General features: G+C 40.4%; 22 protein-coding genes and 1 other annotated feature. Of the genes, 3 read left to right on the forward strand and 19 right to left on the reverse strand.

Annotation, left to right across the window (positions count from 1 at the left end; translation table 11 throughout):
* Nucleotide 1 precedes the first annotated feature (1 nt).
* Nucleotides 2-937 (reverse strand): ABC transporter permease, encoded by a 936-nt coding sequence (locus QUF73_10175; GenBank protein ID MDM5226584.1) that lies wholly within the window; start codon nucleotides 935-937, stop codon nucleotides 2-4.
* Between the two features lie 94 nt (nucleotides 938-1031).
* Entirely contained in the window at nucleotides 1032-2678 is a 1647-nt protein-coding gene (locus tag QUF73_10180; GenBank protein MDM5226585.1) for a peptide ABC transporter substrate-binding protein, read from the reverse strand.
* Between the two features lie 613 nt (nucleotides 2679-3291).
* Nucleotides 3292-3510: a binding site (T-box leader), on the forward strand.
* 110 nt (nucleotides 3511-3620) lie between these two features.
* Here QUF73_10180 and trpS point away from each other — a divergent pair.
* Nucleotides 3621-4610, forward strand: coding sequence for a tryptophan--tRNA ligase (trpS, locus tag QUF73_10185; protein ID MDM5226586.1), 990 nt, complete (start codon nucleotides 3621-3623; stop codon nucleotides 4608-4610).
* A gap of 32 nt (nucleotides 4611-4642) precedes the next feature.
* Here the strand turns inward: trpS and QUF73_10190 are convergent, their stop codons facing one another.
* From QUF73_10190 to QUF73_10235, 10 genes are all read right to left on the reverse strand, one after another.
* Complete coding sequence (locus QUF73_10190; protein ID MDM5226587.1) at nucleotides 4643-5389, reverse strand: YjbA family protein; 747 nt, start codon at nucleotides 5387-5389, stop codon at nucleotides 4643-4645.
* A 136-nt stretch (nucleotides 5390-5525) separates the two neighbouring features.
* Nucleotides 5526-5741, reverse strand: a complete 216-nt coding sequence (locus QUF73_10195; GenBank protein ID MDM5226588.1) for a hypothetical protein — start codon at nucleotides 5739-5741, stop codon at nucleotides 5526-5528.
* Nucleotides 5742-5895: 154 nt separating this feature from the next.
* Nucleotides 5896-6816 carry an ABC transporter permease gene (locus tag QUF73_10200; protein ID MDM5226589.1) on the reverse strand — a complete coding sequence of 307 codons (921 nt, stop codon included), beginning with the start codon at nucleotides 6814-6816 and terminating at the stop codon, nucleotides 5896-5898.
* A gap of 12 nt (nucleotides 6817-6828) precedes the next feature.
* Nucleotides 6829-7794: an ABC transporter permease gene (locus QUF73_10205; GenBank protein ID MDM5226590.1), complete on the reverse strand. Its 966-nt coding sequence runs from the start codon at nucleotides 7792-7794 to the stop codon at nucleotides 6829-6831.
* Nucleotides 7795-7890: 96 nt separating this feature from the next.
* A complete protein-coding gene (locus QUF73_10210; GenBank protein MDM5226591.1) occupies nucleotides 7891-9621 on the reverse strand; it encodes an oligopeptide ABC transporter substrate-binding protein in 1731 nt (576 codons plus the stop codon).
* A 35-nt stretch (nucleotides 9622-9656) separates the two neighbouring features.
* Nucleotides 9657-10673, reverse strand: coding sequence for an ABC transporter ATP-binding protein (locus QUF73_10215; GenBank protein MDM5226592.1), 1017 nt, complete (start codon nucleotides 10671-10673; stop codon nucleotides 9657-9659).
* Nucleotides 10673-11698: an ABC transporter ATP-binding protein gene (locus QUF73_10220; protein ID MDM5226593.1), complete on the reverse strand. Its 1026-nt coding sequence runs from the start codon at nucleotides 11696-11698 to the stop codon at nucleotides 10673-10675. The genes QUF73_10215 and QUF73_10220 overlap by 1 nt, the downstream gene beginning before the upstream one ends.
* A gap of 157 nt (nucleotides 11699-11855) precedes the next feature.
* Nucleotides 11856-12512 (reverse strand): DUF2268 domain-containing putative Zn-dependent protease, encoded by a 657-nt coding sequence (locus QUF73_10225; GenBank protein ID MDM5226594.1) that lies wholly within the window; start codon nucleotides 12510-12512, stop codon nucleotides 11856-11858.
* Nucleotides 12513-12766: 254 nt separating this feature from the next.
* A complete protein-coding gene (fabF, locus tag QUF73_10230; GenBank protein ID MDM5226595.1) occupies nucleotides 12767-14005 on the reverse strand; it encodes a beta-ketoacyl-ACP synthase II in 1239 nt (412 codons plus the stop codon).
* A 48-nt stretch (nucleotides 14006-14053) separates the two neighbouring features.
* Nucleotides 14054-14986 (reverse strand): beta-ketoacyl-ACP synthase III, encoded by a 933-nt coding sequence (locus QUF73_10235; GenBank protein MDM5226596.1) that lies wholly within the window; start codon nucleotides 14984-14986, stop codon nucleotides 14054-14056.
* Nucleotides 14987-15201: 215 nt separating this feature from the next.
* On the opposite strand from QUF73_10235, the gene QUF73_10240 reads away from it, so the two are divergent.
* Nucleotides 15202-15588: a hypothetical protein gene (locus tag QUF73_10240; GenBank protein ID MDM5226597.1), complete on the forward strand. Its 387-nt coding sequence runs from the start codon at nucleotides 15202-15204 to the stop codon at nucleotides 15586-15588.
* A gap of 14 nt (nucleotides 15589-15602) precedes the next feature.
* Here QUF73_10240 and QUF73_10245 read toward each other — a convergent pair whose 3' ends face one another.
* The 5 genes from QUF73_10245 to QUF73_10265 form a co-directional block, all read right to left on the reverse strand.
* Nucleotides 15603-16565: a nuclease-related domain-containing protein gene (locus QUF73_10245; GenBank protein ID MDM5226598.1), complete on the reverse strand. Its 963-nt coding sequence runs from the start codon at nucleotides 16563-16565 to the stop codon at nucleotides 15603-15605.
* Between the two features lie 1044 nt (nucleotides 16566-17609).
* Nucleotides 17610-17804, reverse strand: coding sequence for a ComZ family protein (locus QUF73_10250; protein MDM5226599.1), 195 nt, complete (start codon nucleotides 17802-17804; stop codon nucleotides 17610-17612).
* A 22-nt stretch (nucleotides 17805-17826) separates the two neighbouring features.
* Complete coding sequence (locus QUF73_10255) at nucleotides 17827-18789, reverse strand: BMP family ABC transporter substrate-binding protein (GenBank protein MDM5226600.1); 963 nt, start codon at nucleotides 18787-18789, stop codon at nucleotides 17827-17829.
* Between the two features lie 118 nt (nucleotides 18790-18907).
* On the reverse strand, nucleotides 18908-19741 hold the full coding sequence (locus QUF73_10260) for a hypothetical protein (GenBank protein ID MDM5226601.1): 834 nt from the start codon (nucleotides 19739-19741) through the stop codon (nucleotides 18908-18910).
* Between the two features lie 82 nt (nucleotides 19742-19823).
* Nucleotides 19824-20561, reverse strand: coding sequence for an alpha/beta hydrolase (locus tag QUF73_10265; GenBank protein MDM5226602.1), 738 nt, complete (start codon nucleotides 20559-20561; stop codon nucleotides 19824-19826).
* Between the two features lie 215 nt (nucleotides 20562-20776).
* Between QUF73_10265 and QUF73_10270 the strand changes: the two genes are divergently transcribed.
* Complete coding sequence (locus QUF73_10270) at nucleotides 20777-20968, forward strand: YjzD family protein (GenBank protein MDM5226603.1); 192 nt, start codon at nucleotides 20777-20779, stop codon at nucleotides 20966-20968.
* A 71-nt stretch (nucleotides 20969-21039) separates the two neighbouring features.
* Here the strand turns inward: QUF73_10270 and clpB are convergent, their stop codons facing one another.
* Nucleotides 21040-23637, reverse strand: coding sequence for an ATP-dependent chaperone ClpB (clpB, locus tag QUF73_10275; protein ID MDM5226604.1), 2598 nt, complete (start codon nucleotides 23635-23637; stop codon nucleotides 21040-21042).
* A gap of 166 nt (nucleotides 23638-23803) precedes the next feature.
* A complete protein-coding gene (locus QUF73_10280; protein ID MDM5226605.1) occupies nucleotides 23804-23983 on the reverse strand; it encodes a YjzC family protein in 180 nt (59 codons plus the stop codon).
* Between the last annotated feature and the right edge of the window lie 26 nt (nucleotides 23984-24009).

A 24009-nucleotide genomic window follows, 5' to 3' on the forward strand; every position in this document is an offset into this window, starting at 1 on the left:
ATTACTCTCCTTTCTTCCCGCCAGCAAGTTTGATGCGTGGGTCGATGATTCCGTATGCAATGTCAACAAGGAGAATAGATACAAGCAACAGAATACTGTAGAAAACTGTTACACCCATAATTACCGTATAGTCACGATTGTTGATACTTGTTACAAAGTGTGCACCAAGTCCAGGAATACCGAAGATTCTTTCAATAACGAAACTTCCTGTTAAAATACCTGCAGTTAATGGTCCCATATAAGTTACAACAGGTAAAAGGGCATTACGGATCGTATGTTTTACTGTAATTACTCCCCTGCTTAAACCTTTTGATTTAGCAGTCTTAATATAATCATTCGCCAGAACTTCAAGCATGCTCGAACGAGTTAACCGGGCTATAAATGCCATCGGTGTCGAAGCCAGTGCAACGGCTGGAAGAACGGTGTGCATAAATGATTCCCATCGTGCAACAGGGAAAATCCCCATTTTTATTGCCAGGAAATATTGCAGGAATGATGCCATGATAAAGGAAGGTACAGAGATACCTAAGACAGCTACAATCATCGCTGTGTAATCCGGCCATCTATTATGTTTTAATGCCGCAATGATTCCTAAGAGAACTCCTACTGCAACGGCGATAAAAATGGCTTCCATTCCGAGAAGAAATGAAACAGGAAAACCTTCATTAATCAAGTCGTTTACAGTTTGGCTTTTATATTTAAATGATGGTCCAAAATCCCAGTTGACAATTCGAACCAGATACTCCCAATACTGTGCATACCATGGCTTGTCCAGCCCAAAGTGAGCATTCAGGTTTGCTTCAATTTCGGGAGGAAGTTTTTTCTCAGATGCAAAAGGGTTTCCGGGTGCAATGCGCATGAAGAAAAACGTTGCTGTAACAATCATCCAAAGAGACAGAAGCATGTACACCAAGCGTTTCCCAATATATTTCGCCATTGTCAAACACCTCCAATTTATTGCAATGCCTTAATCAGAAACGAAGGTATATGGGATTGAGCATCCCATATACCTTTCGTAAGTTTAGCTATGTTTATTCGAAGTGTGCCCACTTATACTGGACATCACCCAGGCCGGATACTGCAACATCTTTAAGGTTCTCAGCCTGTACCCAGTTATTAGTATAGAAATAGATTGGAGCTACTGGCATATCTTCCATGAAGATTGCTTCAGCATCCTTCAATAACTGCTGGCGAGCTTCAGGGTCAGTTTCTGTTGCAGATTTAGCAAGCAGATCCTGGAACTCTTTGCTTTCCCATCCAGTATTGTTGTTACCGCCATCAGCGTCACGGTACATTTCTAAGAAGTTGATTGCATCGTTAAAGTCACCCAACCAGCCCAAACGAGCTACTTGGTAATCCATTTGGTCTAATTTATCAAGATATACATTCCACTCTGAGTTATCTAGAGTTACTTCAACACCAAGATTCTGCTTCCACATATCCTGAACTGCCTGGGCAATCTTTTGATGTGCTTCAGAAGTGTTGTAAGAAAGATTTACAGCTGGAAGTTCAGAAGCATCTTTCAATCCAAGCTCTTCTAAACCTTTTTGTAAGTATTCCTTAGCTTTTTCTACATCATTGTCAGGGAAATAACCCTTTTCGTTTTCTTCAAACATTGATGGAGGGACAATCGCCATTGCTGGAAGCTGTTCACCCTGAAGGATGTTGTCAATTAGCTCCTGACGGTTGATGGCATGTGCAAATGCTTTACGGATATTAACGTTATTAAATGGTTCTACAGTTGTATTAAACTTGTAATTGTAAATACCTGCGATTGGCTGTGTCACTAAGCGGCCTTCGTCTTTAAGAGCCTGCATAGCGTCAGTTGGAAGGGCACCTGTTGGAGCTCCAGCCCAATCCAATTCGCCATTGTCAAACATAGATAATTCAGTGTTAGGATCATTGATCATAACCATTTCAATGCTGTCAAGCTTAACTGTTTCAGCATCCCAGTATGTTTTGCTCTTTTCAAGAACAATTTTGTCACTGTGAGACCATTCAACCATATGGAAAGGTCCGTTAGTTGTAAAGTTTTCACCAGCATCAGTTGCCCATTCTGGGTTAGCTTCAGCGATTTTGCTGTTAACCGGTAAATAAGTATAGAAAGCTGTTAATTCTTCGAAGTAAGGAGTAGGGTTTACTAATTTTACTTCTAAAGTTTTGTCATCGATAGCTTTAACGCCAACAGCATCCTTTTCACCTGTGCCTGTGTTGAAAGCTTCAGCGCCTTCAATGTAGTAAAGCTGGTATGCATATGTTGAATTGTTAGCAGGATCCAATGCCCACTTCCAAGCATATTCAAAGTCTTTGGCTGTTACTGGGTCTTCATTTGACCATTTAGCATCGCGAATTGTGAATGTATAAGTTTTTCCGTCTTCTGATACTTTAATGTCTTCTGCCATTGCATTTTCAGGCTTACCATCTTGATTGATGCGAGTAAGACCTTCCAACACGTTACGAAGTACAGTTCCAGAAGTTGAATCCTGTGCTAGACCTGGGTTTAAAGATGGTGGTTCAGTGTTGATATTTACTCTTAATTCCTGCGGTACATCAGACTTTCCGCCGTCGTCGCCGCCTTTGTCGCCGCCATCAGCATTGTCTCCGCCGCCGCTGCACGCAGCAAGGAACATGCTTAGCACTAGCAGCATGCTAAAAAAGATCGATAATCTTTTGTTCACGGTATTAACCCCCTATTTAATTTCCTCAAACAATATCCTTACGCTTGCATTTCACAAAAACACAACTGTGCGCCCCAGATATATTGCTCAAATAGTCTGTTAATTAAATTTAAAAAATTTGCAGACTATTTAGAAGGCAACAAAAAAAGCAAGTTTATATTCTCTTAAAGATAGATTATCCCTATATTCTGATAATTCAGATTAAAAGAAGTAATCTATAAGATGTAAGCTATAAACTTACTCAATATGCACCATACTCTCACTATCTGGAGTGATATAGTTTTGTTTTAAATGTAACAAAATCGTAAAGATTATGTTTGTTACGTTTATTATAAATAGTTTAAAAACTTATTGCAAGTGGCTTTTTGTACATGCAATCCAATCGAGTATGACATTTTTCGTCAAAAAGTCTTATAAATTAAGATTTTTAAGATTTTAAAAAAATTTTTCTTTTTATGTTTTTTTGCTATTTTAATAGGAATTATCACCCATATATTGTCAAATACAGCCTTGAAATAGAGGCTATCGATACTTTCATTTTTCGCTTTATTAACTTGATTTTTGTATCCGTATAGTTTAACTTATTATATAATATAAATAAAAATTAATTATCTAGTCGGCAATGAAAAAAGAGTAGTACATTTACTGAGGGTTTAACAGAGAGTCTGTGGAAGGTGCAAACAGGCAGCCCGGTAAATCGAATGGACTTTTGAGCTTCTGAATTTTCAGGCGTTTCCCTGCGTTATCGGGGACCTATGCATTATTCTGCATAGGGCAGAGTGACTCAGTATTTGAGTAATTAGGGTGGCAACGCGGACCATTCGTCCCTATTTTATAGGGATGAATGGTTCTTTTTTATGCTTTTTTATGCTTAGAGCATAAAAATTTATCCTCACCGCCTGTCAATTCATGATCTTTTAAGCCGATTAAAGGAGGAAAAACATGAAAACTATATTTTCCGGCATCCAGCCCAGCGGTACAATTACCCTTGGGAATTATATCGGTGCCATGAAGCAATTTGTTGAACTGCAGAATGATTACAATTGCTATTTTTGCATTGTTGACCAGCACGCAATAACAGTTCCACAGGACAGACTGGAATTAAGAAAAAACATCCGAAGCCTGGCTGCTCTATATTTGGCTGTTGGAATTGACCCGGAGAAATCCACCCTATTCATTCAGTCGGAAGTCCCAGCCCATGCCCAGGCAGGATGGATGATGCAATGTGTTTCTTACATCGGCGAGCTCGAACGCATGACCCAATTCAAAGACAAATCAGAAGGTAAAGATGCCGTTTCTGCAGGACTGCTGACCTATCCCCCTTTGATGGCTGCCGATATCCTTCTATACAACACTGACCTGGTTCCGGTTGGAGAGGATCAAAAGCAGCACCTGGAATTAACGCGCGATCTTGCAGAAAGATTCAATAAGAAGTACAACGACATCTTCACCATTCCTGATGTAAGAATCGCCAAAGCAGGCGCGAGGATTATGTCTCTTCAGGATCCATTAAAGAAAATGAGCAAGTCAGATCCCAATAAAAAGTCATTTATATCATTATTAGATGATCCAAAACAAATTGAAAAGAAAATAAAAAGTGCTGTAACAGATTCTGAAGGTATTGTTAAATACGATAAGGAAAACAAACCTGGTGTATCCAATCTCCTTTCCATTTACTCAATTCTTTCAGGGAAATCTGTTGCCGAAATCGAAAAAGAATACGAAGGCAAAGGATATGGAGATTTTAAAGCCGGCCTGTCAGATGTTGTTGTTGGAGCAATTAAGCCTATTCAGGATAAATATTATGCACTAATGGAATCGGAAGAACTTGATCTTGTACTTGATCAGGGAGCTGAAAAAGCGAATAAGGCTGCATACAAAATGATTAAAAAAATGGAAAGTGCCATGGGACTCGGCCGTAAGAGAAAATAAAAAACAGCCTTTTGGCTGTTTTTTGTTTTTCTCTAATTCACTTTCGGACCATGCTCCATTTCCCACAACTTCTCAAAAAACGGCTGTCCCTTTATTAAATTTTCACAAAACTTTTCGTGTTTACCTGACCAGCCGTACTTACTTTCATCGTAAAGTTCATACCATGCCTCTTCGAAATTCATTGACTGTATTTTCGAGTAGCGTTCCGGGCTCCACTCCGTATACCAATAACGGATCTCAGCATCATTTTTGGAGGAGTGAAGCTGATCCAGCGCCATAAACAGCAGCTGCTTAAGCTGTCTTTCTTTTCTCGTCAGGCCTGCCATCAAATCCGGAGATGGTGAAAGGATATGAAATTCCTTTAATGCTGTTTGATCATTAAATGAGTAGTTTGCCGTTTCCTGATTTTCAAGCATTTCATATGCCAGCTGCTCCTGCCGCGGGATAAGTCTGCTTTTCCTGATAGGGATATTGTAGCCGATTGTATCGACTGCCAATATGCCTGTCCCATCTGAAACAACAAAACAATACTCCAATTGAATGCGTTCATGATTTTTCCTTAAGTAAGCTTTTTGATAAATATCGTCTAGCAGTTGTTGTGGCAGCTCAGAAAGATCATTTTCAATATAATTAAAAAGAACCGGGTCAATCTTCAGCAGCGGAACCTGATCAAGCAGTTCTACGCCATCATCCTTTCTCCATTCATGAAAATGGCATACATTGTATCCATTCTCTTCTCCTTCAAACCAATTCACCCAAACATCATGAAGATACAACATTTTTCAACCCCCACTTCAACAAACTATTTGTCACTCAGTATGGGCAGTAGGCAGTAAATTTATTCCTATATTGCACTCTCAATCCATTTTTTGTAATAAACTTTGAAATGACATTGCTGAAATAAATACCTTCCCTTTATTCATTCACACTTGAATAGGGAAAATAAATGCTTAGAGTAATAATAATGATTCCGATCGGAAGCAAATAACATTCTGGACGCGAGATAATAAAATTGAAATATTCTTTAAAGGTATGTCCAGTTGTAAGCAAATTTAAATACCCTATAACACTGACTCCTCCTGAAACAGAAATCCCAAACCCAGTTAAAAGCCAAAATACCCTAAATAACATGTTCTTTACTATATGCGTGAGTCCCAAAAGGTTTTAATGCTGCCATAAACTCACTCCCAGTCTTTTTTACATGTATATGAAGGAATTTGTTCAGATATGTACAAGCTATTTGCCTGAAAACAACAAAAAAACGCCTGATATAGGCGTTTCTTTGCTATCTGTTGGATTTAGGATTGAAGGCATCTTTTAAGCCTTCCCCAATGAAGTTGATTGAAAGGATTGTAAATGTTAAAACCGCAGCTGGCGGAATCCATATCCACCACTTACTGGTTAAAACATCCGGACTTCTTGCTTCCTGAAGCATATTCCCCCAGGTAGGAATGTTGATCGGAACACCGAATCCCAAGAAGCTTAGGCCTGTCTCAGCTACAATCATCGCTGCCAGTGTAATGGTCGCCTGAACGATAATGGTTGACATTACGTTCGGCAGCAAGTGTTTAAAAATGGTCTTTGGTGCAGAGCATCCGATGGAAACCGCACTCATAATATATTCATTTTCCTTCTCAGCCATGACCTTGCTTCGCACAAGACGGGCAGTTCCTGTCCAGCTTAGTACACTTATTACGAATATAAGGGTTCCTGTACTTGATTCGATAAAAATTGATTTTAATACGATAACAAATAGCAGGAATGGGAAGTTCATCATAAAGTCTGTGAATCTCATTAGGGCATTATCGACCCAGCCGCCAAAATACCCCGCAGTAGCACCAACAAGAGTACCAATAGTAATAACAGCTAGCGTGATAGAGAATGCAAGCAAGAGTGAAGTCTTACCGCCGTGCAGAGTTCTGGCAAAAACGTCTCTGCCTGACTTGTCAGTGCCAAAGTAGTGTTCAGCAGATGGTTCTTTGCTCATCTGTGTTAAATTGATCTTAGCTGTCTCCTCAACCGGCATAGTTAGCGGCTCAGCCAATATGGACATTGCACAGACCAGCAGCAGAAAGACCAGACTGATCATTGCTACTTTATTGCGCAAAAACTTACGGCGGGCGAGAGCCCATGGTGATTGACTCTTCGGAGGTTTAACAGGTTCTGCTAAACCAGGCGAAGTTTGCTGTGATATTGATGGTTCCATACTCTCACCTACCTAACTTAAACGAATACGCGGATCTACTAGACCATATAGTAAATCTGCAACTAAATTTCCAATCAGGGTCAAAATAGTCAGCATCATGGCAATAGCCATCATGACAGAATAATCACGTGCATTAACTGATTCTACGAATAAATAACCGATGCCAGGGTATGTGAAAATGGTTTCTGTGATAATTGCCCCTCCAAAAAGATTGGCAATATCGAATCCAAGTAAAGTAACAATAGGTATGATTGAGTTTCTTAGAATGTGCTTATTATAAATCGCAGATTCTTTCGTACCTTTAGCTCTTGCTGTACGAACATAATCCTTGCGAGAGCTTTCGATCATATCATTTCTCAAGAACTGTGTGTAAGCGGCTGTAGCCATGGCTCCCAGGACAATAGCCGGCAATACTGTATGTTTTGCTTTACTTAAGTAATATTCCAGTGTTCCCGCTTCTACCCCGCTGCCGATACTTCCACTGGCTGGAACCCATCCAAGATTGATGGCAAAAACATAAATGGCAACCAAAGCTGCAACAAAGCTGGGAATTGCAAGTGCTAGATAGTTAAAAGCTGATATTAAATAATCTCCCATGCTATAGGCAAATCGCCCAGAGTATCTTCCCATTAAAAAGGCTAATAAATAAGTAATTAAAAGAGCTGATATTCCTAAAATGATCGTGTTCGGCAAACGGTCACCAATTAATTCCATAACCGGGCGCTTATGAACAAATGAATCTCCAAAATCTCCTTGGACCACACCACTCATCCAGCGGACATACTGCACAGGAATAGGATCATTTAATCCCATCTGCTCACGCATTTCTTCAATATACTCCGGATCTGAGTTTAATGGGTCAATTTTTCCAGATAGTGCATCACCAGGCATAAGCTTTGCGAGGGTGAAAACCACTACTGAGATAAGGAAAATTATTGGAATCATACCTATGAGCCGTCGAATTGTGTACTGTAGCATTTCCATTCCCCTTACCAAACAAAAATTTATTCGCTGGTTAAACTTGTATTCCTTGGGAGAACAAATCCCCCAAGGAATACAGGTTCCTTTATCCTATTACTCTACAATATGCCATTTGTGGAACTCATCAGTTCCAAATGGAGTTACTTTCACTCCGCCAACACGCTTGTTGATCGCCCATGGATCTACACGCTGCTCGAAGAAAATGATCGGCAATTCTTCGTTAACAAGCTTTTGCCATTCATTATAGATTTCCTGACGGTGCTCTTGAACATCTTTACTAGAGTCTTCAGGGAATGTTACACCCTTTTTGATAAGAGCATCAGACTCTTCGCTGTACCATCTCCACATATTCCATTTGTCAGTAGACAGCCAGATGCCGGCTGGATCTGGGTCATTAGCAAGTCCCCAAGCACCCATGAATGTTTCAACAGATGGGTCATCTGCTTCAATAGTGTCATAGAATAGGTTGAAATCTTTTAATGAACCGCCGTTTAGCTTAGCATTTAAGCCAACTTCCTGCCATGATTGAAGGATGAATTGAGCACGTGCTTCTGAAGTTTCAGCGCCTGCCATTGCATCAAAATTAATTGTAAATGGCTTGCCTTCTGGATCTTCACGGAAGCCGTCGCCGTCTTTATCTACATAGCCTGCTTCGTCAAGTAATTTCTTTGCTTTCTCTTGATCATACTCGTATGGATTGATTTCTGAATCATCAATTTTTGCCCAAGATACTGATGGGAAAGGAGTGTTTAATGGTTTTCCTAATCCGTTTGCAAAGCCATCGATAAATGCCTGACGGTCAATTGCATGTGCCATTGCATGGCGAAGGGATTTGTTCTGGAACTTCTTGTTATCAGAAACTACTACACCTTTTTTAGTGTCATAATGACCCCAGTCAAAAGCGATATAGCTGTAAGACATGGCATCTGCTTCTACTGGATTTACATTGTCAAGAGCTTTAATAGCTTCCCACTGATCCTTTGGAGCTTCAATAACATCGATTTCTCCGTTTTGCACTAAACCTTGCGCAAGAGAACCATCAATAATTTTGTAAACTACACCATCCAATTTAGCTGGTCCCTGCCAGTAATCATCAAAACGCTCAAATTCAATCATTTCACCAGGTACGATGTTTTTCACTTTAAAAGGACCTACACCGATTGGGGTTTTACGGATTTGATCGGAGTCCGGAAGCTCTTTAGAAGAAATATCCCCGTAATGGTGCTTTGGCTCAGGGTAAATCCAAATATTTTCCAATAAGTTAACAGAAGGCTCAGTTACTGTCACTTCAATTGTATAATCGTCAATTACCTTGATACCTTCAATTGTCTCAGTTTTACCGTCTTTATATTCTTGAGCACCTTTGATCATTGCTACGTTAGCAAAACGTGCACCTTCATAAGTTGGATCTGCAATTAAATACCATGCAAATTCCATATCTTCTGCAGTTAATTCTTCACCATCATGCCATTTAACTCCTTGCTTAAGCTTGAAAGTTAATTTAGTCTTGTCTTCAGATAACTCATAATCGGCAAGATTCGGTTCAGATATAAGCTCATCATTTACTTTGAGCAAACCTTCATGCATAAACTGAAGGGCATTAACATCATCTTCTCCCTCGTAATAAGCATAAGATAAAACACCTTTAAATGGCTGAGTATAACCGAATGTTACTGTTCCACCCTCTTGAGCTTCTCCTGATGCTTTCCCATCATCTTTTGGTTCCTTTTCAGTGCTGGCTTTCTCTCCGCCTCCAGAACATGCTGCCAGGAATACAGACATGACAAGCAGAAGCGAAAGCAGCCACAATGCTGATTTTTTCATTAGTTTCCCCCCGAAAAATATTTTTTGACAAAGCCTTATTTATATAAGTGACAAGCGACTCTATGCCCAGGCTTCACCTCCTTTAAGTGCGGTTTTACACTCTGGCATTCCGGCATTGCATGCGCGCAGCGCGGATGGAATGTACATCCTTTTGGAGGATCAATCGGGCTTGGCACATCGCCCTCTAAAATAATTCTTTCTTTTTTCTTGCGCGGATCCGGTTCTGGGATCGCAGAGATTAGAGCTTGAGTATAAGGATGCAAAGGCTCTGTATAGAGGCTGTCCTTTTCAGCGACTTCTACAAGGCCCCCCAGATACATAACTCCTATCCGGTCACTCATATGTTTAACTACACTCAAATCGTGGGCAATAAATAAGAAAGTAAGATCAAATTCATCCTGAAGCTCTTTCAGCAGATTCAATACCTGAGATTGGACCGATACATCCAGGGCGGAAACAGGCTCATCCGCAATAATGAGCTTTGGTCTTAAAGCCAGTGCCCTTGCGATTCCGATACGCTGTCTTTGCCCGCCGGAAAACTCATGCGGATATTTATAGTAAGCATCTTCAGGCAGCCCAACTTTCGCAAGAAGATCCATTACTTCCGGCTTCAGTTCCCTTTCGGATTTGCTGTTATAGTTCCTGATTGGCTCCGACACAAGGTGCCCCACCATCATCGTGGGATTTAATGATGCATAAGGGTCCTGGAAAACCATCTGGAAGTCCTGGCGGATTTTCCTCAGGCTGGTTCCTCTAACATTTGTGATATCCTGTCCGTCAAATATGATTTGTCCGTCTGTTGGTTCTAGAAGTCTGAGGATCGTTCTGCCTGCAGTTGATTTTCCGCAGCCTGATTCTCCCACCAGCCCCAATGTTTCCCCTTTCTTAATTTCAAAGGAAATATCGTCGACAGCTTTAACAACCGCTACCGTCTTTCTAAGGATTCCGCCTTTTATTGGATAGTAAGTTTTTAGGTTCTTAACCTCTAAAAGCACATCATTGCTGCTTTTATCCTTTTTTAAAAGAGCTGTATTATTATGCTCTGTACTCATTATGCGTTCACCTCTTGTTTCGGCTGGCTTGTCTCGTAAAGCAGACAGGCAACCTCATGTCCTTCTTCATTTTCTGCCAATTGAGGTGTAACTGTCAGGCATTCAGGCATAGCCTTAGGGCAGCGCGCCGCAAATTTGCACCCTGTTTTAGGCATATTTTTTAATGAAGGGACAATTCCTTTAATTGTGCTTAGCTTTTCCACTTCTTCATCCATTTTCGGAATGGCTCCCATCAGGAGCTGAGTATAAGGGTGTTTCGGATTGTGAAATAAGGAATCAACATCTGTCCGCTCTGCTGTCTTTCCTGCATACATAACAATTACCTCATCACACATCTCAGCCACAACACCCAGGTCATGAGTTATCAAAATGACTGACATATCATTGACTTCCTGGATTTCTTTTAGAAGCTCAAGAATTTGGGCTTGTACAGTAACGTCCAGAGCAGTTGTCGGCTCATCGGCGATCAGCAGCTTCGGCTGGCAGGCAATGGCGATGGCGATCATGACCCTTTGCCTCATACCGCCTGAAAGCTGATGGGGATATTCATCTACAATTTTTTCAGGCCTTGAAATTCCCACACTTTTTAGAAGTGCAATACTTTTAAGCCGCGCTTCTTTTTTGGAGATTTTCATATGATTGAATAATACTTCCTGCAGCTGGAACCCGATAGAGAAAACAGGATTTAAAGAAGTCATAGGTTCCTGGAATATCATTGCGATATCTTTTCCCCTGATTTTATTAATCTCTGAATCTGTCATCTTCTCCAAATGAATACCGTCAAAGATGATTTCTCCGTTTCGGATTTGGCCAATTCCTTTAGGCAGGAGCTTCATGACAGAGAGGCTCATTACAGATTTCCCGCAGCCCGACTCTCCTACGATTCCAACTATTTGTCTAGGTTTAACTCTAAAAGAAACATTATCAACTGCGTTATAGTATGTACCATCTATGGAAAAAGCCGTTTCTAAATTCTTCACCTCTAGTAATGGTGCGTCTTTATGTTGACGGGGATTTGCGCTCATAGGACACCTCTTACCTTTTCGAATTATTCTGTTAATTCATTCTATTTGTCTAAAATATTATTACAAAGTTATTACAATTGCAAGATTTTTTTAAAATTTGTTAAGATTCATTTTTCTTCACTAAAAAAAAAGCCCACATTTTAGGGCTTTAAAGCGATTACGACTCCAGTTTATATAAAGTTTGATCCACAAAATATTCGGATGGCGCAATAAAAGATAGTTTTGTAGAAAAACTTTTTTTCTCTCTAAATTCTCTTATAATTTCGTAGCCAGCAGCATAGCCAAGTAATGGAGGGTAGGGTCTTTCACCATATAGTACCTTCTGATGAAGCCTCTCATTCTTTTTTAATTTCAATTGAGCTTTAATCAATTTATCCCAGAAATTCCTGATCTCTTCTTTTGAATATCTGCTGCACCAGGATCCTCTGAATTTCTTACCACAATGTATTTCTACCGCATGTTCAGCAAGCCCTTCTAATATGATGGAATCAAGCAGCGTAAAATCTTCAAGCTTTTTTTTCTGTGAGTTAATCCTGCAAGCATGGTGATATTCATGCACAAATAAAGCCTCTACTTCGTCTTCTTCTATATCAGAAGGAAGAAACAGAAAGAGCATATTTGCGAATGAAACTCCCGATTTTCCAGAATGCCGCGAAAAAAGACCTCCTCCTGCCGATGGGAAGATATAAACATCAATATTAGGACCGCCCCACTTCTTCCTATATTTTAAGTATATTTTTTCTGCTAGGTCCCATGTTTCTTTTTCTTTTAATTCCTTAAAATCATTCCTGCTGAACCGGTCAGGCTTATACATGCCGAAATCCATTAAGTATTCGTATATCTTCCGGGGATTATGATCATTGAAGGGTCCTGTAAGTTTTTCACATATTTTAAGCGGATCATTAAAACTTTCTTCGAGCCATAAATCTGTTTTGACTATCCCATTTCCCCACCTCCATTTACTCGATATTTAATTAATTTTATGTAAGCGCCAGAATTTTGTTCTTCAAAATAAAAAGCCGATTCATGGGAGGTTCATCTTCCATTGAATCGGCTTTGGTTTATTTTTTATTCATATCTTTTAAAGACAATGGTAGCATTGTGGCCGCCAAAGCCTAGTGAATTGCTCATTGCGGCTGTTATTTCTTTTTCCCTTGCCTTATTTGGAACATAATCCAGATCACATTCAGGATCCGGGTTTACGAGATTAATGGTCGGCGGCAGGATCCCTTCCTTCATTGCCAGAACTGTGAAAATGGCTTCAATTCCGCCTGCAGCTCCCAGAAGATGTCCCGTCATTGATTTAGTCGAGCTTACTGCCAATTTATAGGCATGCTCTCCGAACACCTCTTTGATTGCCAATGTTTCAAATTTATCATTATAATCAGTACTTGTACCATGGGCATTAATATAATCGATATCTTCCGGCTTTAAGCCCCCGTCTTCAATCGCCATTTTCATGGCTCTTGCTCCGCCTTCTCCTCCTGGAGCAGGTGCAGTGATATGATACGCATCCCCGGTAGCGCCATATCCCACGATTTCAGCATAAATTTTTGCGCCGCGGGCAAGTGCATGCTCCAATTCTTCAAGTACTACAATTCCCGCACCTTCTCCAATAACAAACCCGTCACGATTCTGATCAAATGGACGGCTGGCTGTTTTTGGATCTGGATTGGTTGAAAGTGCTGTGTTGGCACAAAATCCAGCTACAGACATTTTTGTTATTGGCGCTTCTGCTCCGCCTGAGATCATCGCATCGGCATCGCCTCGCTGAATAACCTTAAAGGCATCGCCGATTGAGTTTGTGCCAGTGGCACATGCAGTTACTGTACAGGAGTTAAACCCTTTTGCCCCTAAGTAAATGGAGACTTGCCCCGTTGCCATATCCGGAATCATCATTGGAACGAAGAATGGGCTCACCCTTCTGTACCCGCGCTTCATAAATGTCTCATATTGATTTTCAAAAGTTTCCATACCACCAATGCCTGAACCAATCCAAACACCGATGCGATGCGCATTTTCATCTGTAATCTGAAGGTTCGCATCCTTTACAGCCATAAAGGATGAAGCAACAGCATAGTGTGTGAAGCGGTCCATTTTTCTGGCATCTTTTTTGTCAATATATTCTTCAGGATTGAAATCCTTTACCTCAGCAGCTACCTTAGCCGGATATTCATCTGCATTTAATCTAGTCAGAGGTCCAACACCTGAAACCCCTGATTTAATATTGTTCCATGTCGTCTCTGTATTATTTCCAAGCGGTGTTACAGCTCCGATGCCTGTAACTACAACTCTTCTTTTATTCATTTTGATGCAGCTCCTTTTAAATTATCATCATATTTAAAATGAGGTATCTTATCTTCCCCATCTTATCGCAATGGCTCCCCAAGTCAGCCCTCCGCCAAAGCCGACCATCACGAGCAAATCATCATCTTTAATTTTACCCGCTTCCAGTTCTTCCACCAATGCAATTGGAATAGATGAAGCAGAAGTATTTCCGTATTTATCCACTGTTTTCGACATCTTCTCAACCGGAAGTTCCAGTCTTTGACGGGAAGCTTCCATAATGCGGATATTCGCCTGATGAGGTATTAGGAAATCTACATCCTCTTTGGATAATCCAGCTTTATCAAGTACGTTGATGCAGCTTTCACCCATTTGGCGAACCGCAAATTTGAACACTTCGCGTCCATTCATAATGATATATTCATCCTGATATAGATGTTTTGCGCCTGTGCCATCTGCACCTAATTCAAATGATAATATTCCCCGGCCATCTGAGACTGGCCCGATTACAGCTGCACCTGCTCCGTCTCCAAATAAAACAGCAGTATTACGGTCATTCCAGTCTGTAATTTTGGAAAGCTTTTCAACACCTACTACCAATACATGTTTATATGTCCCTGTTTCAATAAACTGTTTTCCCGTTATGATACCATACATGAAACCTGCACATGCAGCACTAATATCCATTGCCGCTGCCTTGTTTGCATTTAATCGCTCCTGAAGCATGCAGGCAACAGATGGAAACGGGTAATCCGGTGTAACCGTTGCAACTAAAATAAGATCTAAATCCTCTGGTTCAATGCCTGCATTTTCCAATGCTTTAAGTGCTGACTCATACGCCATATCAGATGTATCTATGCTGTCATCCGCAATTCTTCTTTCCTCAATTCCAGTCCTGGTCCGAATCCATTCATCAGAAGTATCAACTATTTTCTCCAAATCTGCATTTGTTACCACTTTTTCAGGAAGATATCTTCCGATTCCTATAATTCCAGCATTCATGGAGTCCCACTCCCTTTCATATTTACAAACCCAAAAGCATTCTCTATTTAAATATTATTATCAATTATTATGACTTGGTACTAATTTTATCAAAAGTATATATAATAACGCAACACTTTTTACCATCCCTTACTTATTACTGCACAAGTGTCTATACCCAGTTAACTTTTCTTCATATGCTGTTATATAGGCATCTGAAAGGAGGAAAATGGCATATGCGTGATAAGGATGATAAAGTCAAAGAAAATACAGAAGACCCTTTAACCCATTTTATGTTTGGTGAAAGAGTAAGAAGACATCAGCCAGCTGAAGATGAAAATGAATCTGATAGAAGAGCTGAAAAAGATCAGGGGATAGATGACTGGCTTTTCGGGGGTAGGAGCAGAAATGCACATGAAGCTGACGAATGGCTTCTTGGCGGAAAAAGCAGAGATACTAATGAAAGAGACTATCCCCCTAACGAAAATGGGAACAATATCCTGAACAACATCAACTTGGAGGAACTAATGGGCAACATTGACACTCTTATGACTTCAGCTCATCAGTTAAAACCATTGCTGAAAAAAGCAGGGCCTTTGCTGGAGATGTTTTTGAAGAAATAGGGGCTGGGCAAACCTTATACGTTTACTTTAGAATATATCCTTTTTTTAGCTGGTCCATCACCGGATAGATTTAAAGATTTTAATACCCTATATGCTGTATGCCTGGATTCGAGATTTAAATAATCCCGGCATTCTTTATTTGTTATCTTTGAATTAAAAAGCAAAAGATAATCTGTTATTGCTTCCATATGACTCGTTCTTGAAATCATTTTACATTTAAGACAACACCATTTTCCGTCTTTCCTCACAACAGCAAAAGATTTACAGGAATGACATTGAACACCTCTTAGTAAATCCTTTCGATTAATTCCATAAGTATTTAGAATATCATTATCAAGAGGACTATTTTTGCACAAAATCTTTTCATTCAGTCTATTTATGTCGTTGGGCCATAATATCTGTTTGTTATATTTTGATTTGGCATTCATTAGTCTATCAATTATTTTTTCAGTATGAACAACTCTTTTCAAAATAAAGCTATTTTCTTTCTCTGTTTTTATATAGGCAGCAGGGTTAGTAATAGTTACAAAATACTCTATTGGCAATTCTGGAACCTTCTCTTTTAACAGCCACTCTTTGAATTGCGACACTTGACGCAATACCTGCGAAACTGGATTAGGAATCACTTTTTCCTTCTGTCCGTGTTTTTGAATTACTTGATCAGATATTGGTTCAAAATATAGGGTTCCAGAATAATTTTTGACTTCAATTATTACTGCGAAAAATGGGGTAATAAGCAGGGAATCGATTTGAAAAGGAGTATGAAGGATAAGACGAAGATCATTATAAATTCTAAAATCTTTACCTGGGAGAAAACTTAAATAATAATCCAGCTGCTTCTCTCCATTAAAACCTAATAGCCCATTTCTATAATCGACTTCAATTTCTGCCCTTTTCCGATGGTAATCAGGCAATCTTCGCAGCAGCGCTTCAATCTGTAATATTCTTAACGGCTTGGATCTAGACTTCATTAACATAGCAAACCTCCTTTGGAACATTATCTCCAAAGTTACGAATTCGGTATGGGTGATAAATAATCCTTTGTTTAATATGTAAATTTAAGGTGCATATTATCTTTTTTTCATATATTACTTATCTGTGTACGGGTTCTTCCAAAATCAATGCGGACTTTTTATATATTGTGCTTGGTTTACTATCCACTCCTGGTTACGCGCGGGATTCTTTGATTTACGCGCGGATTCTTCCTGTTTCGGCGCGGACCCCTTTCATTTGTGCGCGGATCTCCTTGGTTTATGCGCACACTTCTTCTTTACGCGCGGGATCTTATGTTTTGCGCGCGGGTTTTTCCCGTTTACGTGCGGACTCCTTTCATTTGTGCGCGGATCTTATTGGTTTATCCGCACACTTCTTCTTTACGCGCGGGCTCTTTCGGTTTGTGCGCGGTTTCTTCCTGTTTCGGCGCGGACCCCCTTCATTTGCGCGCGGATCTTCTTGATTTGCGCACGCACTCCTTCTTTACGCGCGGGATCTTATGTTTTGCGCGCGGGTTTTTCCCGTTTACGTGCGGACTCCTTTCATTTGTGCGCGGATCTTTTTGGTTTGCGCGCACCCTTCTTCTTTACGCGCGGGATTCTTTGGGTTGCGCGCGGTTTCTTCCTGTTTCGGCGCGGACCCCTTTCATTTGTGCGCGGATCTCCTTGGTTTCCGCACGCACTCCTTCTTTACGCGCGGGATCTTATGTTTTGCGCGCGGGTTTTTCCCGTTTACGTGCGGACTCCTTTCATTTGCGCGCGGATCTTTTTGGTTTATGCGCACCCTTGTTTGCGCGCACCCTTGTTTGCGCGCGGTTTCTTCCTGTTTCGGCGCGGACCCCTTTCATTTGTGCGCGGATCTCCTTGGTTTATGCGCACACTTCTTCTTTACGCGCGGGATTCTTTAGTTTGCGCGCGGTTTCTTCCTGTTTCAGCGCGGACATTTTTGACTAATGCGCGGACTTTATTTTTCACGCTGTCCTATCGCACGAGTCCAAACAAAAAACCAGCCCAAAGGCTGGTTCCCCATTACTCACTCTCTTTCAAAGCATCCGCTTTGCCCATTTCGTAGGCTTCGTTCATGACTTTGGTGAATAGGTTCATGAATGGCTGGATCATTTCCATGGATAGTTCAATGCCTGCTTCGTCGAGCTGCTGTTTGGCTTCTGGCAGGTATTTCATGGCGATTTGCATGAATTCCATGTTTTTTTCGTTTAGCTGCATCTTGTAGTACCTCCTATGTATATCAATTCTCGTTGGGCAGTTTGCCTGTTTTTTTGTAATTCTCAATAGCGGCGTTTAGTTCTTTTTTGAATTCTTCGTCGACGTCAGGGCTGAATTTCCCGAGTGAAAGAACTTCATCCTGAAAATCGAAGGTTAGATTTCCTGATTCCAGTTCGCCTTCGTTGAATTTTTCTGCCACTAGTTCATACAAAACATCGACATGCTGAACCGTACTGGTCAGGACGACTGATTCACCCAGATCAGACTGGTCGGAAATATAGCCGATGGCGTAGAGCCCTTCTTCTTTTAGTTTCTCGATGACAGGAACATTATACCCATCTCCAGCTGGATAGACAACATCTGTCTTATTGGCAATCATTTTTTCCAAGAGAGCTAGGGCTTTATTATCATTGTCCCAGTTGCCGACATATTGAATTTGCACATTTATTCCTTTATCAATTTGGCTTACACCTTGATAAAAACCTTCTACCTCCGGCTGCCATTCAAAAGCTGCGAGTATTCCTATATTATTAGTTTTCGTCATATGACCAGCAACCATGCCGCCAAAGAATCCCATTGCATAGGCTTCAAAATTTAAGCTGGTGGTGTTGTCATTTTTGGCATCGCCATTAAAGCTGACAAAATGAATGTCAGGGTATTTTTTAGAAATGTTATTAAAATATGCCGCGTATTCATTGCCATGTCCAAAAATCAGGTTTACACCTTTTTGATCAAACTCTTTAACAGCTCTTTCAACAACCATCTCAGAATTCATGCCCTCTTTATAATAAACCTCAACATCATAATGGGATTGAATCTTTAACATGCCTTTATAGCCTTTGGTCCCCCATACCTGGTCATTGACGGTATCGGGCACTAATAATCCAGCTTTTTCAAGTTTTCCTGTAGACATCGCTTGTCCGCAGGAGGCCAATAAAAGAAGGCACAAAAGAAGGATCCCGAATTTCACTAATGTCTTATGCATCTCCTTTTTCTCCGCCTCTCTGTCTTTCGCTTCATACTAATGGTATGACCGGTTTATTTTACCAGACTAATTCAATTCTACCTTGTCTATATGTTAATTGAAAAGATTTTTTTCTAATTTACAAACCATCCAGGCTCTCTAAAGAAAGAATATGGCTTCTTTGCTTCTCTAGACCTTCAGAGAATTTCACGGAACACATAATCGCTTTTTCAATTACTTTTCCTTTTGCCAGATGGGGACTGCGCCAATTTTCATTATAGTCAAGTGAAAGGTATTCTGCGCATTTTTTCCAATGCCCAGTGACGCTGCTCATTAATAGGCAGGATTCGCCTAAAGGCTTATCTGCACAATCTGATAAGAAAAAGGTGAGATCCTCAATGAAAATAGCATCATGTATCCATTCCCTTTCATTTATCATTACTCTTTTTCCATTGGCAAGAGCCTGGTGGAAACTAAATTCCTTTGGCTGCCAGGGACCGTATATGACAGGCAGGTAAAAGCATGAAACTGAAATATTGTTTTCTCTAAGGATTTCAATAGCATCTTCCATGCGGCTGTGTGTTCTGCTAATGTCTTTAAGCCACTGAATAGGGAGAAGGAATGCAATTTTCACTTGCAGGTTCTTGAATTCAGCCAAGTTTTTTATAAGAAATTCCTCAATAAGCTCCTTCTCCCTTAAAGAGGCGAGTTCATTTTTTATATATAAATCGTATATATCAATAAAAATTACGTCATTTTTTATTATTTCTTTTTTAGAATTAATCCATGATGAATAGTTTTTTTCATAGAAATTGGCATTCCGTCCGATTGCCAGGCGTTTTTCGTTGATTAAGGCATCTTCTTTTTCATTATTGAAATGAATTCCATCTATCTCACAGCCCTGTTCAAGCAGATGCTTGCACAGGCTGAATCCTATAAATTCAAACGTCCCTAATATTACTGCCCTGTCCATCTTCACTCCTCCTTGGAAGCATATTAATGTATACTATGCTTCAGGGATTGTCTTTATTTCTTTGCGGAATGGCAGCAGATTTTTATAGGACTTTTTCATATTTTCTAAAGAAGTTTGTCATTTGAGAAGACATTCGCTGTTTTTTATCTGGAAGGATATAAAACACAGAGATAGGGCTATTTTCATTTTCCCATTGTATTGATCGTTTTTTTAAGTAATCTGATTGCTTGTAAGCTCTTCCGCCCGCCAGTACCTGAATGATTCTGACTGGCACTTTAAGGCCCGTTGTGAGGTTTTTTTCATGCTTGCTGAGCAGATCCGCTATTTTATCCGTTTCTATTTCATATGAAACTGCCAGTTCTTTTAATAATTTCTTGTAAAAAAACTTATGCTCTTTTTCCTGATCGAGATGGTGCTTTAGTGAAAGAATGGGATTGATTAATACGGCTGAACGGATTAAATCGCTCATTTCATGCAATAATCTAAGGGCTACCAATGCTCCCATTCCCTCAGCAACAATATGGATCTTTTCGTTAATAATTTCCGTTCGCAGAATATGTTCATACAAGCATTTAGCCTTATCGACAGCCTGATCGTTCCCCCAGTGCCTCCCGTAAAGATTTGAATAAAAAATCGTATAGCCATCTTCCCTGAGCTTCTTAATTAATAAATATTTCCCTTCATTTTGAGTCCAAAAACTGCAGTTCCTGTCAACAAAGTGCCGATCATCCCCAATAATCAGGATACCGAAACCACTAGGTTTATCTGGGTAATGAATCATGCACCATTCTGTATCCAGCTGGAAGTTCCGGCTTTCCATAGTAAAACTCCTTTGCAAGTTTGTTCATAATAATGTATGTGAGTAAAATTTAAAATGAATGGGGGATTTGCCTAGTTTTAGACAAGTTCATTATGAAGAAGGCTGTGTCCAATCAGAGAGCTGAAAAGTACATGTATAGGATGTAAAAATAAATTTATTTCTTTAATAGCTTATGCTAATATGAAAAGGGATTAATTATGTTAGAGGTGAAATAGATGAGATACTTTTGGACATTTTTCTGGACGTTCCTTCTTGTTCAAATGTTAACGTACGTAGTTTCTTCAATGATTGGAGCGCCTTACGATTTTGTAACCGGCACCATTCTGGCGGTTGGGACAACTGTTTTAATTTTTGTTGTCGCTTCCATCATTCCTGATGGTCCTGTTGAGAAAGAAGGACTTCATTAATCTGCATTCTTATGCAGGAAATGAAAAGAGTCATCCTGATTAATTCAGGATGATTCTTTTCATTTGTGGCCTTAATTTACCAGCAATTCAATTTTGCCGTTATCTGCGGATATGACAACTTCACTGTAATCTTTAATTTCAGCTGCGATTATTTTGCGGGCGAGTGCTGTTTCCACGTTCCTTTGAATAAAACGTTTGAGCGGCCTGGCTCCATAGACGGGATCAAATCCGTTTTCTGCAATATATTCCTTGGCATTATCATTTATACTCAACTTAATATGCTGATCGGATAATCTCGCTTGAAGCTGAGTAATTAATTTTAAAACAATACTCTTTATTTCATTAAGAGCTAGAGGTTTAAACAGAATAATTTCGTCCACTCTGTTTAGAAACTCTGGACGGAAATGGCTCCGCAGCTGTCCAAGTACATTATCTTTTGTTTCTTCAGATATATCTTCTTCATTAGCAGGACGTTCCAGAAGAAACTGGGAGCCAATATTGGAAGTCATAATGATAACCGTATTTTTAAAATCAACCGTGCGGCCTTGTGAGTCAGTGATTCTTCCATCATCAAGCATCTGAAGGAGGATATTGAATACTTCAGGATGAGCCTTTTCAATTTCATCAAGCAGGATGACTGAGTATGGCTTCCTTCTGACAGCTTCTGTCAGCTGACCGCCTTCCTCATATCCTAGATACCCCGGAGGAGCACCTATCAATCTTGATACAGCATGTTTTTCCATATATTCGGACATATCAATTCTGATTATTTGTTCTTCACTATCGAATAGTGACTGTGCAAGTGCCTTAGCCAATTCTGTTTTTCCCACACCAGTTGGGCCCAGGAAAATGAAAGAGCCAATGGGGCGATTCGGATCTTTAATTCCTGCCCTTGCCCTAAGGACAGCATCTGACACAAGCTGTACAGCTTCATCCTGGCCAATCACTCTTTCGTGAAGGATGCTTTCAAGGCGAAGCAGCTTTTCACGTTCTCCTTCAACAAGTTTAACCACTGGAATACCTGTCCACCTTGCCACAATGCCGGCAATTTCTTCTTCTGTGACTTCCTCTCTCAGCAGCCGGTCTCCTTGATTCTCGTTAACTGCACTTTCAAGCTCTTTCAATTCCTTTTCCAAAGAAGGGATTCTTCCATGGCGCAGTTCTGCAGCTTTATTCAAGTCGTAATTATTTTCTGCTTCTTCCAGTTCACGGCGCATTTTCTCAAGCTGCTCCCGCTTTTCCTGGACTTTCTGGATTCCTTCCTTTTCAAGCTGCCATTTTGCTTTCATGCTGTTAGCCTGGTCTTTTAATTCGGCCAGTTCTTTTTGCAGGTCTGCAAGTCTCTGCTTGCTTCCTTCATCACTCTCTTTTCGTAAAGCTGCTTCTTCTATCTCCAGCTGCATGACCCTTCTTGTAACTTCATCCAACTCTGATGGCATTGAATCGATTTCTGTCCTGATCATGGCACATGCTTCGTCAACCAAGTCAATCGCTTTATCAGGAAGGAACCGGTCTGTAATATACCTGTCTGACAAGGTTGCGGCAGCCACAATAGCCCGATCGTGGATATTGACACCATGATGGATTTCAAAGCGCTCCTTCAGCCCTCTAATAATTGAGATTGTATCCTCTACATCCGGCTCCTGCACCAATACCTGCTGAAAACGCCGTTCCAGAGCAGGATCTTTTTCGATATATTTGCGGTGCTCCTCAAGTGTGGTAGCTCCTATACAGTGCAATTCTCCCCTTGCAAGCATGGGCTTCAGCATATTCCCTGCATCCATTGCTCCTTCTGTCTTGCCTGCTCCAACAATGGTGTGAAGTTCGTCAATAAAAAGAAGAATTCTGCCTTCGCTTTTCTTAACCTCATTTAATACAGCTTTCAGTCTTTCCTCGAATTCCCCCCGAAATTTGGCCCCGGCAATTAATGCGCTCATATCAAGGGCAAAAATAGTTTTATCCTTGAGGCCCTCAGGCACATCTTTACGTACAATTCTTTGTGCCAATCCTTCGACTATAGCTGTCTTTCCTACTCCAGGTTCGCCTATTAAAACTGGATTATTTTTGGTTTTCCTTGAAAGGATGCGAATGACATGCCTGATTTCACTATCCCGGCCAATTACAGGATCAACTTTCCCCTGTTTCACCTCTGCAACAAGATCTCTTCCATATTTTTTTAAAGCCTCATATGTTGATTCCGGATTTTGCGATGTCACCCTCTGATTCCCCCTAATCTCCTTAATCGCCCGCTCCACTTGTTCTTTATTGATTCCGTATGACTTTAAAACTGCTGCCGTTTCGGTTTCCGCTGCTGCAGCTGCCATGAAAACATGCTCAACTGACATGAAATCATCCTGATAGATCTTCATATAATTTTCTGCTTCCGCCAGCAGCCGCTGCAGTTTACCGGTTATATACAATTTTCCATGTTCTGTTCCTGAACCGGACACTTGTGGTTTTTTCCTCAGTGCTTCCTGCATTTTATTATTAAAAGAATCAGCCGGAATCTGCATTTTTGACAGTATTAATGAAATCAGGCTGTTTTCCTGGCCCATAAAAGCCAGGAATAAATGGGCTTCATCCACCTCCTGATGCTGCTCGCGCAACGCTATGGACTGTGCATTTAATAACCCTTCCTGAAGCCGCTCTGTCATCCGATTTAAATCCATTATGCAACCTCCTTTTTGACCTTTTTTGACCTTTTAGTTTTATTATAATCCAATCTTTTCATATGTAAAGTTTCCAGCAGTTTATTCTCAGTCTAAAAAGCCATCCGCAATTTGGATGGCTCTATTTTTTATACTATTTCCCCGTCTTCTTGGTAAATAATCAAAATCAAGGCTTTCTTTTATACGTCCAAATCCGGTTATGATTGGATGTTTCCGGAAATTGGTCTCCAGCTCTCATTTTAAGCACTTGAGGATTATTGACGTTACTTCCCGTTTCGCCAATTTCTATATAAATTCCATTATTAGGCGCTTTCTGGCCAGGCTTAAATTGTCTGTTTTGCCCCATGCTGAATACCTCCTTTAATCGTAAAT

It is taken from the genome of Cytobacillus sp. NJ13, from assembly GCA_030348385.1.
Classification (GTDB): domain Bacteria; phylum Bacillota; class Bacilli; order Bacillales; family Cytobacillaceae; genus Cytobacillus.